At 74.6% G+C, this 12,041-nt stretch carries 11 protein-coding genes; 4 read left to right on the forward strand and 7 right to left on the reverse strand.

Going from position 1 to position 12,041, the window contains the following annotated elements:
* Nucleotides 1–14: 14 nt before the first annotated feature.
* On the forward strand, nucleotides 15–704 hold the full coding sequence (yczE, locus tag EMA17_RS29015) for a membrane protein YczE (protein WP_126640091.1): 690 nt from the start codon (nucleotides 15–17) through the stop codon (nucleotides 702–704).
* 22 nt (nucleotides 705–726) lie between these two features.
* Here the strand turns inward: yczE and EMA17_RS29020 are convergent, their stop codons facing one another.
* Entirely contained in the window at nucleotides 727–2,343 is a 1,617-nt protein-coding gene (locus EMA17_RS29020; protein ID WP_126640092.1) for an amidohydrolase, read from the reverse strand.
* 123 nt (nucleotides 2,344–2,466) lie between these two features.
* A complete protein-coding gene (locus tag EMA17_RS29025) occupies nucleotides 2,467–2,907 on the reverse strand; it encodes an Lrp/AsnC family transcriptional regulator (RefSeq protein ID WP_020549917.1) in 441 nt (146 codons plus the stop codon).
* A 232-nt stretch (nucleotides 2,908–3,139) separates the two neighbouring features.
* Here EMA17_RS29025 and EMA17_RS29030 point away from each other — a divergent pair, with 232 nt between their 5' ends.
* The 3 genes from EMA17_RS29030 to EMA17_RS29040 all read left to right on the forward strand — a co-directional run bounded on the left by EMA17_RS29030 (nucleotide 3,140) and on the right by EMA17_RS29040 (nucleotide 5,850).
* On the forward strand, nucleotides 3,140–4,090 hold the full coding sequence (locus tag EMA17_RS29030; RefSeq protein ID WP_126640093.1) for a tyrosine-type recombinase/integrase: 951 nt from the start codon (nucleotides 3,140–3,142) through the stop codon (nucleotides 4,088–4,090).
* 248 nt (nucleotides 4,091–4,338) lie between these two features.
* Nucleotides 4,339–4,707, forward strand: a complete 369-nt coding sequence (locus EMA17_RS29035) for a hypothetical protein (RefSeq protein ID WP_126640094.1) — start codon at nucleotides 4,339–4,341, stop codon at nucleotides 4,705–4,707.
* A 207-nt stretch (nucleotides 4,708–4,914) separates the two neighbouring features.
* On the forward strand, nucleotides 4,915–5,850 hold the full coding sequence (locus EMA17_RS29040) for a nitroreductase/quinone reductase family protein (protein WP_126640095.1): 936 nt from the start codon (nucleotides 4,915–4,917) through the stop codon (nucleotides 5,848–5,850).
* Nucleotides 5,851–5,882: 32 nt separating this feature from the next.
* On the opposite strand, the gene EMA17_RS29045 is transcribed toward EMA17_RS29040, so the two are convergent.
* The 5 genes from EMA17_RS29045 to EMA17_RS29065 form a co-directional block, all read right to left on the reverse strand.
* Nucleotides 5,883–6,392 (reverse strand): MarR family winged helix-turn-helix transcriptional regulator, encoded by a 510-nt coding sequence (locus EMA17_RS29045; protein ID WP_126640096.1) that lies wholly within the window; start codon nucleotides 6,390–6,392, stop codon nucleotides 5,883–5,885.
* Nucleotides 6,393–6,668: 276 nt separating this feature from the next.
* Entirely contained in the window at nucleotides 6,669–7,817 is a 1,149-nt protein-coding gene (locus EMA17_RS29050) for an acyl-CoA dehydrogenase family protein (RefSeq protein WP_246126961.1), read from the reverse strand.
* Nucleotides 7,818–8,243: 426 nt separating this feature from the next.
* Nucleotides 8,244–9,359, reverse strand: a complete 1,116-nt coding sequence (locus tag EMA17_RS29055; protein WP_246126962.1) for a M24 family metallopeptidase — start codon at nucleotides 9,357–9,359, stop codon at nucleotides 8,244–8,246.
* A 51-nt stretch (nucleotides 9,360–9,410) separates the two neighbouring features.
* Entirely contained in the window at nucleotides 9,411–10,259 is an 849-nt protein-coding gene (locus EMA17_RS29060; protein WP_126640099.1) for a DUF3050 domain-containing protein, read from the reverse strand.
* Between the two features lie 197 nt (nucleotides 10,260–10,456).
* Nucleotides 10,457–11,566 carry a CaiB/BaiF CoA transferase family protein gene (locus EMA17_RS29065; RefSeq protein ID WP_126640100.1) on the reverse strand — a complete coding sequence of 370 codons (1,110 nt, stop codon included), beginning with the start codon at nucleotides 11,564–11,566 and terminating at the stop codon, nucleotides 10,457–10,459.
* Nucleotides 11,567–12,041: the final 475 nt, after the last annotated feature.

Raw genomic sequence — 12,041 nt, forward strand, 5'->3', positions numbered from 1 at the left:
AACAGAGGTGCACGGTGGCTTGGTCGTGGGTCCGTCGTTTGGTCCAGTTGTACGCGGGGCTCACGCTGTACGGGTTCAGCATGGCGTTGATGATCCGGGCCGAGTTGGGCCTGGATCCGTGGGACGTGTTCCATCAGGGTCTCGCCGAGCGCACCGGGTGGAGCTTCGGCGTGGTGACGATCGTGGTCGGCGCCGCCGTCCTGCTGCTGTGGTTGCCGATGCGGCAGCGTCCGGGGCTCGGCACGGTGAGCAACGTGGTGGTGATCGGCCTCGCGGTGGACGCCTCGCTGCGGTGGTTGCCCTCCCCCGACGCGTGGGCCTGGCGCGTGGCCTTCCTGGTCTCGGGTGTGGTGCTGAACGCGGTGGCCGGCGGCGCGTACATCGGTGCCCGGCTCGGGCCGGGGCCGCGCGACGGCCTGATGACGGGGATGGTGCGGCGGACCGGGCGCTCGGTGCGGCTGATCCGGACGAGCATCGAGGTCGCGGTCCTGGCGGTGGGCTTCGTGCTGGGCGGCTCGGTCGGGTTGGGCACGGTCTTGTACGCGCTCACGATCGGCCCGCTGGTGCAGGTCTTCCTGCCGCTGCTGACCGTGCCGGAGCGCACGACGGATCGGGCGGTCGCGGCGGGCGGATCCGGCTCGGCCGAGCCGGCCGAGCGGACGCCGGGGTCCTCGGGGACCCCGGCGCCGACGCCGGCCGGCTGACCCCGGTCGCGCCGGTGTTCGCTCACGCCGGGTCGAGCGCTCCCTCGGCCGCGTACACCGTGGTGCCTCGTACGGCGGTGCGCAGACAGCGCGGCAGCGGCAGCTCGGGATCCAGGTCGGGCAGGCCCGGGGTGCCCGAGCGCGGGTCGGTGGACCAGCCGGAGAGCCGGGTGTCGGGGGCCTGGACGACCAGTTCGGTGGTGTCCCACACCGCGTAGGTGGCGGGCGCGCCGGGGACGAGCACACCCGCGTCGTCGCGTCCCGCGGCCCGGTGGCCGCCGCGCGTGTGTGCGGCGAACGCGGCGCGCACGCTGATCCGTTGCCCGGGCGTGTGGTGGAAGGCGGCGGCGCGGATCGTGCCCCACGGGTCGAGCGGGGTCACCGGCGCGTCGGACCCGAACGCGAGCGGGACGCCGGCGGCGCCGAGCGCGGCCAACGGGTTCATCAGCGCGGCGCGTTCGGCGCCGAGGCGGCGCGCGTACATGCCGTCCGGGCCGCCCCACGCGGCGTCGAAGGCGGGCTGTACGGACGCGGTCAGGCCGAGTTCGGCGAAGCCCTTCACCGCGTCGGCGTCGAGGAGTTCGGCGTGTTCGACCCGGTGTCGCAGGGCCCGGAACGCGGCCGCGTGCGGTCCGCCGATCAGATCGCGCGCGGCGGCGAGGATCGAGCCGATCGCGGCGTCGCCGATGGCGTGGAAGCCGGCCTGGATCCCGGCCCGGGTGCATGCGGCGAGGTGCGTGGCCACCTGCTCGGCGTCCAGATGGGTCAGCCCGGTGCCGGGGTCGTCGGCGTAGGGCGTGCGCAGGCACGCGGTGTGCGAGCCGAGCGAGCCGTCGACGAACAGGTCGCCGCCGAGCCCGTGCGCGCCCAGATCGGCACGCAGCGCGCGGGCGTGGTCGGCGTCGTGCGCGAGCGCGCCCCAGTAGCCGACGACGTCGGGGCCGGCCTCCTCGGCGGCCAGCCCGGCCAGCGCGCGGAAATCGGCCTCCCCGGCGATCTCCGGCCCACCGCACTCGTGCAGCGTCCCGATCCCCAGGGCGGCGGCCCGCTCCCGCGTGACCCGCTGCGCGGCCAGCCGGTCGGCCGGGGTCAGCGCGGCGTAGGCGGCGGCCCTCGCGACGTGGTGCGCGGCGCCGGCGAGCGGTGTGTCGCCGTGCTCGCCCGGGACCAGCGCGAGCAGCGCGGGCGAGCAGGCGGCGGAGTGCACGTCGGTCCGGGACAGGTACACGGTCGCGCCGCCGGCGGCCCGGTCCAACTCGGCGGGCGTGGGCGGGCGGCCCTCGGGCCAGCCGGTGTCGTCCCAGCCGTGCCCGAGCACGGCGCGGCCCGGCCCGTACAGCCCGCGCGCCTTCGTGTACTCCTCCAACGCGGTCAGCGCGTGGGCCAACGACGGGGCGCCGGTCAGGTCGAGGCCGGTCGCGGCGAGGCCGGTCGCGGTGGCGTGCACGTGCGCGTCGACGAACGCCGGGGTGACCAGCGCGCCGCCGAGGTCGAGCACCGCGTCGACGGCGTCGACGTGGGCCGCGGCCGCCCCCTCGGCGCCGATCCAGGCGATGGTGTCGTTCTCGACGACCATGGCGGTCGCGAAGGGATCGGCCGGACTGTGCACGGCGCCGTTGCGCAGGAGGAGCGTGGTCATGCCCCCAGTGTGGCCCGCCCCGGGGCAACGCCGAGCCGGAGGTCACCCCTTCGAGCGGCGCGGGCTCGCCACGAACCGCGCCCGGGCCCATCCCGAACCGCCCGCCGCCGGTCCGGGGTCGGCTCAGAAGCGGGGTGCGCGGGCCTCGTACGGGGTGGACAGGACCACCGTGGTGCGGGTCGACACGCCTGCCTGGAGGCGGATTCGGGCCAGGAGCGTCTCCAGGTCGCCCGGGGTCGGGACGCGGACCTTGAGGATGTAGCTCTCGTCGCCGGCCACGCTGTGGCACGCCTCCAGTTCCTCGAGGTCCGCCAGCCGTTCCGGGGCGTCGTCGGGGGCGCTGGGGTCGATGGGTTTGACCGAGATGAACGCGGTCAGCGGCAGGCCGATGGCCTCGGTGTCGACCACGGCGGCGTAGCCGCGGATGATGCCGCGTTGTTCGAGTCGGCGTACGCGCTGATGGGCGGCCGAGGTGGACAGGCCGGTGGCCTTGCCCAGGTCGGTGTAGCTCATCCGCCCGTCCTGCAGCAGCAGTTTGACGATCTGTCGGTCCAGGTCCTCCACATGAGGAACCTATGGCATCGGAGGTGGGAAGTGCGGCCCCGGTGCGGTCCGGGCGGGATCCGGCGCGATCCGGGAGTGATCCCGGGCGCGATCCCGCGCGCGGTCCGGGAGCGGTCCCGCGCACGATCCGGTGTCGGCGCGCCGCCGCCGAGCGCGCCCCCGCGCCGCGACTCCCCCGTCCGGCGGCGGTCGACACGGCCGGTTCGTCGGTGCCGCCGGCTACAGTGCGGACATGGCCACCGAGGACCGCGCCCCCGCGCTCGATCAGCTCGACCGGGCCCTGCTGCGCGTCACCGCGCGGGCCGACACCTCGGCCGCGCGCGCCCGGCAACTGCGCTGGGTGGTGGGTGAGTTGCGCCGCGCACTGGTACAGGAGGGCTTCCCGGCCGAGGCCCGTGCCTCGCTCGCGGCGCTGCTGTCCGCCGAGCCGACGCGGCGCTATCTGGAGCTGGCCCGGTGCGGCCGGCTGCGCACCCGCGCGGTCGCCGGCGCCGGCATCTCCACCACGGCGAGCATGCGCGTGCGGATGGACTGCCTGGAGATCCTGGCCCGGGCCGGATCGGTGCCGGTGGAGCTGCCGGAGCGGCCGGCCATGCCCGAACTCAAGACCCCGGTGGGCGCCCGGCAGCGCTCGCTCCTCCTGAACTGGCTCGGCGAGCACGCCGACCGGGCGGGCGCGGACGCGGGCCGGATTCGACTGTTCGCGCTGATCGGGGTGGTCCTGGACACCGGCGCACGGGCGGGCGAGCTGTGCGCGATGCGGCTGGCCGACCTGGGAGCGGACGAGCGCACCGTCACGATCGTGCGACACCCGCAGGCCCGCACCGTCAATCCGGCCGTCACCGAGGTACTGCCGCTGTCCGGCCCGACCCGCGCGGCGCTGCGCCGCTGGCTGGACGTACGCGACGACCTGGTGTGGCCGCTGCGCGGCGAGGTGGCCGCCGTGTGGGTGTCGGTCCGCGGCAACCACTCGGGCATCCCCGACGAGGACGGCAACTCCCGGCCCCGGCCCGCCGGAATGCCGCTGATGCCGCGCGGCCTGGCCCGGGCGTACACCCGCACGGTGGTCCGCCTGAACGTGGACATGGTCGGCCGCCCCGGCTGGGAACCCCTCCCCTACCGCCTGGAACAACTGCGCCGCGCGATCGACGCCGCGCCGATACCGACCACCGTGCCCGAGTGAACCGGGACGTCGCGCCGAGCCCGCGGTGCCCGGTCGCGACGTGACCCGGACGGTGTGCCCGCGGGCACGATCAACGCGGCGGGCGACAGCGGCAGTTGGGGCCCGGGCCGCCGGTCGGTCCGGGCGCGGCGGGGTCGATTGTCCCGGCGCGGGAATCCACCCCGGATCAGTACTGCAACGTTCCGGTCGGGCGGACTATCGTCGGCGGAGCGCGCCGTCGCCTCGGCGCCGTGGCGACAGGGGAGCCCATGAGCATCGCCGTCGACCCATGCGCCGGAACGGTGCAGCGGGACCTCGTCGAGGACTTCGACGACACGAACCACCCCGACCGGTCCTCGGAGACCCCCGCCGCCCCGAGCGTGCGGCGCGCGTGCCCGGAGTGCGGCGTCGTACTGGTCCTGGACCCGGTCGCCGACGGCGCGACGGTCCCGGACCACGTGGTGTGCCCGAGCGTGCGGGACCCGTTCAGCGTCCGCCCCTGCCCGGGCTCGGGCACGACCGTCGCCACCCCGGCCGACCGCCCCGCCGGACCGCTCCCGGCCCTCCCCGAGCCCCCGATCCGGACGCTGCCCCCGGGCCTGGACTGGCGCGCGCAACCCTTCTCGCACACGGCCTGACCCACCCGGGCACGCGGCCGACCCGGGTACGGGCACCCACCCACCACCCACCACCTCCGCCGGACGTAGAACACCGTCGTCCGGCGGCCGTGGCATGCGCGCGCCCACGCGACGTTGACAGCGCTTCCGAGGCGTCACTAGCCTGAAAATAGATTTGCTTTCAAAGCAAAGCTACTTACGAAGTCTGCGCCGATCCCGGAGACACCCATGCCCGAAACCGCCACCCACGCCGACCCGAACGCATCGATCATCGCCGAGTTCCGGGCCCACAACGGCCGCGTCGGCGGCATGTTCGAGGGCGTCACCCTGGTCCTGATCACCACCGCGGGCCGACACACCGGCAGGCCGTGGACCACCCCCGTCGTCGCCGCGCGGGACGGCGACCGGTGGCTGGTCTTCGCCTCCAACGCGGGTGGCCCGCGCGACCCGCACTGGTACCTCAACCTGGTCGCCAGCCCCCAGGTGACCATGGAGATCGGCACCGACGAGGGCCGCGTGAAGCCGTTCGCCGCCCGGGCCGTCCCGCTCGCCGGCGACGAGCGCGATCACCAGTGGGACCTCCAGTGCGCACGGAACCCGGCCTTCCGCGACTACGCGGCGGCGACCACCCGAACCATCCCCGTGGTCGCCCTCCATCCGCTCGACCTGACCGGGGACCCGGCCCGCGCGCGGCTGATCGCGGAGCAGTTGATCCGTCACCACGAGGACCTGCGGGCCGAGATCGACCGGGTCCGGGCCCGGTTCGAACACGCCCTCGCCGGCGGACCGGAGCCGGACGCACCCGACAACGACGCCGACACGGACACCGGCACCGACGACCTCGCCGGCCGACTGCGCCGCCACTGCCTGACCTTCTGCCGACACCTCCAGATGCACCACATCCGCGAGGACGGCGCCTTCTCCGCCTTCGAACGCGAATACCCCGAGCTGGTCCCGGCGATCACCCGCCTGCGCGCGGAACACGCGGTCGTGGAACGGGCGTTGGCCGCCTTCGCGGCGCTCCTGGAACGCGCCGCCGGGCCGGACCGGGGACCGGACACCGAACCGGCCCGTCTGCGCGCAGAGTTCGAGGCGGTGTCGGCCGGCCTGGAGGAGCACTTCGCCTACGAGGAGGCCCACCTGCTCCCGGCGCTCCGGGGCTGACCGCCCGAGACGGAACGCTCACCCGGCGCCCCTCAGTCGTCCTCGCGCGCGGCCCCGTTCTCATAGGCCCCGATCGTCCGCACGAACATCGCCCGATCGGCCGGCGACAGCGGGTCGAAGGCCCGGCGCCAGGCGTCGGCGCCGTTCGCGAGCCAGTTCTCGATCGCCGTCCGGGTCTGCGGGTCGTCGGTGATCGCCACGATGGACCGCCGGCGATCGGCGGGATCCGTACGTCGTTCCAGCACCCCCTGGCGGCCCAGGTCGCTGACCATCAGGCTCACCGTGGTCGGCGCCACCTCGAGGCGCGCGGCCAGCCGATTGACCGGCATCGGGCCGTCGAAGAGCAGGTACGCCAGCAGCGACAGGTGTCGCGGCGCCAGGTTCATCGACCGCAGCCGCTCGGGGATCCGGGTGCGCTTGAGCCGGGCGGCCACGCGCGGCATCAGCAGCAACATCGCCCGAATCGCCTCGTCGGTGCTGAGCCCGGCGTCGGGCCTCGACCCGGCCCCCGGCCCGGACCCCGCGGCGTGCTCCGTCGTCATCTCCGCGGCCTCCTCGCCTCGACCCGTTCGGCTTCGGATACGAAGCGCGACCCCCCGGATCCCGCCACCGTACCCGACCCCCGCGACCCGATCCCGAAAGGCGCAAACCAACCATGCCCGGATCACCCCGCCCGGCCGGCCGCCTCCGTCGTCGTCCCGGCCGCGACCGTCGTGGACCCGGTCGACCCGAGCGTGCCGAACGTCGCGCCGCCCGCGCCGCGCGCCGACCCGCCCGCCTCGATCACCCGGCCGGAGGGGGCGATCGCCGGGCCGCGCTCATCCCTTCCGCAACAAGTCCCGGGCGATGACCATGCGTTGGATCTGGTTCGTGCCCTCGACGATCTGCAGGCACTTGGCCTCGCGCATGTACCGCTCGGCCGGGAAGTCGGTGGTGTAGCCGTAGCCGCCGAGGATCTGTACCGCGTCGACGGTCACCCGCATCGCCGTGTCCGTACAGAAGAGCTTGGCCATCGCCGCCTGTCGGCCGAACGGCAGCCCCGCGTCGCGCAGGCGGGCGGCGGCCAGGTACAGCGCGCGGCCCGCCTCGATCGCGGTGGCCATGTCGGCGAGCATGAACCGGATGCCCTGCTTGTCGGCGATCGGCCCGCCGAACTGGGTGCGGTCCTGCGCGTAGTCGGCCGCCACGTCCAACGCGGCCTGGGCGACACCGGTGGCGCACGCGGCGATGCCGAGTCGGCCGCAGTCGAGGGCGGCGAGCGCGATGGAGAATCCCTGGCCCTCCGCGCCGATCCGCCGCTCGGCCGCGACCCGGGCGCCGTCCAGGTGGATCTGCGCGGTGGGCGAGGAGCGCATGCCCATCTTGTGCTCCGGCGCGGCGGCGGCCAGTCCCGGGGTGCGCGCGTCGACCAGGAACGCGCTGATCCCGCGCGCGCCTTCGGGCGAGGTACGGGCCAGGACGGTGTAGAAGTCGGCGACCCCGCCGTGGGTGATCCACGCCTTGGTCCCGGTGAGCGTGTACCCGTCGGCGTCGGCCGCCGCCTTCGTGCTCAGCGCCGCCGCGTCGGAGCCGGAGTGCGGCTCCGACAGGCAGTAGGCGCCGAGCAGTTCGCCGCCCAGCATCGCGGGCAGGTGCGCGGCCCGCTGCTCGGGCGTGCCGAACGTGGCGAGCGGATGGCAGGCCAGCGTGTGCACCGACACGCCGAGGCCGACCGCCAGCCAGCCGGCGGCCAGTTCCTCCAGGACCTGGAGGTAGACCTCGTAGGGTTGCGCGCCGCCGCCGTACTCCTCCGCATAGGGCAGCGACAGCAGTCCGGCGGCGCCGAGGGTGGCGAACACCTCGCGGGGGAAACGTCCGTCGGCCTCGTCGGGGGCGGCGCGCGGCGCGATCTCCCGGGCGGTGAGGTCCCGGGTGAGGTCGAGCAGGGCACGGGACTCGTCGGTGGGCAGCGTGCGCGGGACAGCCATGGGGACGTCCTTCCGTGCGGTCCGGGGGTGGCCGGACCCGGCGGGTGGCCGGCGGCGGACCGGGTGGGGTTCGCCCCCCGGCCGTTGCGCACGATCGTACGGCGACGCCGCGCGCCCACCCGCCACCGACGCGTCCCGCATCCGCGTCCCGCGTGGTGGGCTCGCCGTGCGCGTCGGCCGGGCCGGAGGCCGGTCGAGGCGACAGGGCCGCGACGCGAGTGCGCGCCCCGAATCCGACCGCCCCGTCCCCGGCGTCCGTCCCCGGACCCCGGGCCGCCGTGCCCGAGCGGCCGAGGGTCCGGGGACGGTGGGCCGGGTGGACCGGCCCGCCTCGGAAAAGTCCCAGGGCTTCGAAAGCCCGTCGGAAGAACCCGGAGCCGCCGGCGGAACCCGTGGCCCCGGGCGATCCCGAAGTCTCGGCGGAGCCTAGAGCACCGTCAGCCCGTGCGGCCGCACGTTCATCGGGTCGCCGCCGTTCTCCCCGCAGATCACGATGTCCTCGATCCGCGCCCCGTGCGTGTCGGGGATGTAGATCCCGGGCTCGATCGAGAAGGCCATGCCCGGTTCCAGGGGCAGCTTGTTGCCCTGGACGATGTACGGGTGCTCGTGGCTCTCCAGCCCGATGCCGTGGCCCGTGCGGTGGATGAAGTAGTCGCCGTAGCCGGCCTCGGTGATGATGTCGCGGCCCACCGCGTCCAGTTCCTCGCAGGTCAACCCGGGGCGCACGGCCGCGAGTTGGGCGGCCTGGGCGCGCTCCAGGACGTCGTAGTAGGCGCGGAACTCGGCCGGCGGCTCGCCGACGGCGTACGTCCGGGTCTCGTCCGAGCAGTAACCGTCCTCGGTGGTGCCGCCGATGTCGACCACGACCACGTCGCCCGTCTCGATCACCCGATCGGACAACTCGTGGTGCGGGCTCGCGGCGTTGGGGCCGGAGCCGACGATCACGAAGTCCACCCGGATGTGCCCCTCGGCGATGATCGCCTCGGCGATGTCCGCGCCCACCTCACGCTCGGTACGACCGGCCCGCAACCACTCGCCCACGCGCGCGTGCACCCGGTCGATCGCCGCGCCGGCCCGACGCAGCGCCTCGACCTCGGCGGCCGACTTGCGCATCCGCAACTCGCGCAACACATCGCCCGCCAGGCTCTGTTCGGCGGTGGGCAGCGCGGTGCGGAAGGCGAGTACCTTTTCCGCCCACATGTGGTTGTCCAGGCCGACCCGGGCGACCTGCGCGGGCAGTCGGTTCGCGATCAGCGCGTACGGGTCGTCCGTCTCGGCCCAGCCGAGCACGTCGATCCCGAGCGCGCCCGCGGGTGATGCCAGAGCGGCGGGTCGCTCCAGGCCGGGGACGACGAGGAAGGGCTCGGCGGCGACGGGCACCACCAGGCAGGTGAGGCGCTCCAGTGGAAGCGCCTCGTAGCCGGTGAGGTAGCGCAGGTCGGCGCCGGGCGAGACGAGCAGGGCGTCGAGTCCCGCGTCGGCGGCTGCCTTTTGAGCGCGGCCGAGGCGGTCGGTGGGGTAAAGGTTCGGGTCGTGGGTCACGCACCCAAACATATGACATATCACCGGGCGTCCGGCAGCCCCGACGCGCGTTCAGTGCCCGGTGGCGCGTCCCGCCGCGACCGCGTCGCGCACCGCGTCCCACAGATCGGCGCGGGCGCGCAGCGACACCGTGACGGTGCCCGCGCTCTCGCGCCAGGCGCGGGCCGGGTCGGGGCCCGCGGCGCACAGCTGGGCGAGCAGGCGCAGCGCCATCGGGCCGTGCTCGTCGCCGTCCACCTCGATGTGCCGGGCGAGGTATTCGCGGAACACCTCGAGCCGGCCGTCGTGCAGGTCGTCGAGCGTGGTGAGGTGGTCGAACATGCGCGGGATGAGCTCTTCGCGGCCGAGCGCGAAGGACGCGGCGACGCAGTGCAGCGGGGCGTGGGCGACCACCTGCCAGGTGCGGCACACGAACGCGGCGGCGCCGGCGGGGGCGCCGCACGCGCCGACCGCCTCGGGCACGGGGACGCCGTCGGCGATCAAGCCGAGGAAGCGGCGCGCCGGGCGGGTGTCGGCGCCGGCACCGTCCATCGCGGCGAGGTAGAGCTCGAAGTGGCTGAGCGGGCCGAGCGAGGTGGTGTCGCTCTCCTCACCGAGCACGATCTCGTTGACCATCCGCCGGATCTCCGCGTCGCCGCGCGGCACCCAGGGCACCTCGACGCAGGTGAGCCGCCGCTGCAGGCTCTTGAGCAGGGACATGAAGTCCCAGACGGCGAAGACGTGATGCTCCATGAACACCCGGATCGCGGCGAGGTCGGTGAGGTCGCGGTAGACCGTGTGCCGGAGCACCCGTTGCCGTACGGGGGCGGTCTCGCCGAGCAGCCGCGCGATGTGGTCGGCCGGGGGCGTGTTCGCGCGGGCGCGCGGGAGGGTGGTGTCGGTGAGCGCGGTGGTGTCCATGACGACCGATCGTAGAGATTTCACTACTCGGTGAAACATTTGTGGCGGATTGCCGGACGCGTTCGGGATGCGCGTGCCACGATGTGCGGTTGCGCGGGCGTGCGTTGCCGGGTGGGCGCGGTTCGATGCCGGGCCGGCGCCGAGGCCGATGCCGGGTACGTCCGTCCGTCCGGGTGACGGCGAACCGCCCGGCAGGGTCAGCCCTTCGGGGCGAGCGCGGCGGCCTGCTCGGGGGTCAGCCCCCAGCCCTCCAGGAGCGCCGCGTCGACGCGGCCAGTGGCGTCCCGGGCGACCGAGGGGGTCGCGGAGAGCCGGGGCGCGGCGGCCGGCTGGAGTGTGCCGTCGGGGCGCACGAAGGTGGATCGGGCCCGGTTGTGCGGGTGTTCGGCCGCCTCGTCCCAGGTCAACACGGGCGTCGCGCAGGCGTCGACGGGCTCGAAGATCGCGGCCCACTCGTCCCGCGTGCGGCCGGCGATCACCTCGGCGAAGCGCTTGCGCAGGAGCGGCCAGCCGGCGCGGTCCATCTGTCCGGGCAGGTCCTCGTCGGCGAGGCCGAGGCCGGCCAGGAACTGGGCGTAGAACTGCGGTTCGATCGCACCGACGGCGAGGTAGCGGTCGTCGGAGGTGGTGTACACGTCGTAGAACGGCGCACCCGTGTCGAGCAGGTTCGCGCCGGGCTCGCCGGCCCAACCGCCCATGCCGCGCATGCCGTGGATGAAGGTGCTCAACGTCGCCGAGCCGTCGGTCATCGCGGCGTCGACGACCTGGCCGCGCCCGGTGGTTCGGGCGGAGAGCAGCGCGGCGAGGATGCCGAACGCGCAGAACATCGCGCCGCCGCCGTAGTCGCCGACCAGGTTCAGCGGCGGCACCGGGCGCTCTCCGGCGCGGGCGAAGGAGTGCAGCACGCCGGAGATCGAGATGTAGTTGATGTCGTGTCCGGCGCGCGGTGCGAGCGGGCCGTCCTGACCCCAGCCGGTCATCCGGGCGTAGACGAGCCCGGGGTTGTCCGCGAGGCAGATGTCCGGTCCGAGGCCGAGCCGTTCGGCCACCCCGGGCCGAAAGCCCTCGACCAGCACATCGGCGCCGGCGATCAACCGCAGCACGGCGTCGCGCGCGGCGGGGTCCTTCAGATCGGCCTCGACCGTACCGAGCCGGCCACGCCCGACCGCCATCGAGGGCATCGAGGCGCCGCCGGGCCGGTCGACCCGAACGACCCCGGCACCGGCGTCCGCCAACATCATCCCGACGAACGGCCCGGGCCCGATCCCGGCCAACTCGACCACCTTGACGCCATCCAACGCACCCATGCCGACTCCCAGCCCAAGCCCCCACCAAGAATTACGCGGCACAGTCAAGCAGACCGACCATGATCTGTCCCGAGGACAGCCACACCGATCTCGAACCCGAACCGGATCGGGGCCGGCCCGGGTCGTGGGGCGGGCCGCCGCCGGCATGCGGGGCTCCGAGACGCGAAGCTCCCGACGAGACGGGTGCATTGCTCACCGAAAAGCGGCCGGCAGCGGCGGACGGGGAGGGCGGTCAAGTCGGGCTCGCCGGTCGTGCGTTCCCGGGTGGGCCGGGTGCTCTCGGCGCGCGTTGCGCGTGTGGTTGCGGGCCGGCTGGGTGCGGGGCCGGTCCGGGTCGTGGGGCGGGCCGCCGCCGGCATGCGGGGCTCCGAGACGCGAAGCTCCCGACGAGACGGGTGCGTTGCTCACTGAAGAGCGACCTGCAGCGGCGGGCGGGGTGGGCGGTCGGGTCGGGTTCGCCGGGCCTGCGTTCCCG

The sequence above is a fragment of the Embleya hyalina genome (genome assembly GCF_003967355.1).
GTDB lineage: Bacteria > Actinomycetota > Actinomycetes > Streptomycetales > Streptomycetaceae > Embleya > Embleya hyalina.

Excerpts from the sequence above, each read along its gene's own strand:
- EMA17_RS29020 (WP_126640092.1), bottom strand. The coding sequence starts at position 2,343 with ATGACCACGCTCCTCCTGCGCAACGGCGCCGTGCACAGTCCGGCCGAT.
- EMA17_RS29030 (WP_126640093.1), top strand. The coding sequence starts at position 3,140 with ATGGCCACCGAGGACCGCGCCCCCGCGCTCGATCAGCTCGACCGGGCC.
- EMA17_RS29035 (WP_126640094.1), top strand. The coding sequence starts at position 4,339 with ATGAGCATCGCCGTCGACCCATGCGCCGGAACGGTGCAGCGGGACCTC.
- EMA17_RS29040 (WP_126640095.1), top strand. The coding sequence starts at position 4,915 with ATGCCCGAAACCGCCACCCACGCCGACCCGAACGCATCGATCATCGCC.
- EMA17_RS29045 (WP_126640096.1), bottom strand. The coding sequence starts at position 6,392 with ATGACGACGGAGCACGCCGCGGGGTCCGGGCCGGGGGCCGGGTCGAGG.
- EMA17_RS29050 (WP_246126961.1), bottom strand. The coding sequence starts at position 7,817 with ATGGCTGTCCCGCGCACGCTGCCCACCGACGAGTCCCGTGCCCTGCTC.
- EMA17_RS29060 (WP_126640099.1), bottom strand. The coding sequence starts at position 10,259 with ATGGACACCACCGCGCTCACCGACACCACCCTCCCGCGCGCCCGCGCG.
- EMA17_RS29065 (WP_126640100.1), bottom strand. The coding sequence starts at position 11,566 with ATGGGTGCGTTGGATGGCGTCAAGGTGGTCGAGTTGGCCGGGATCGGG.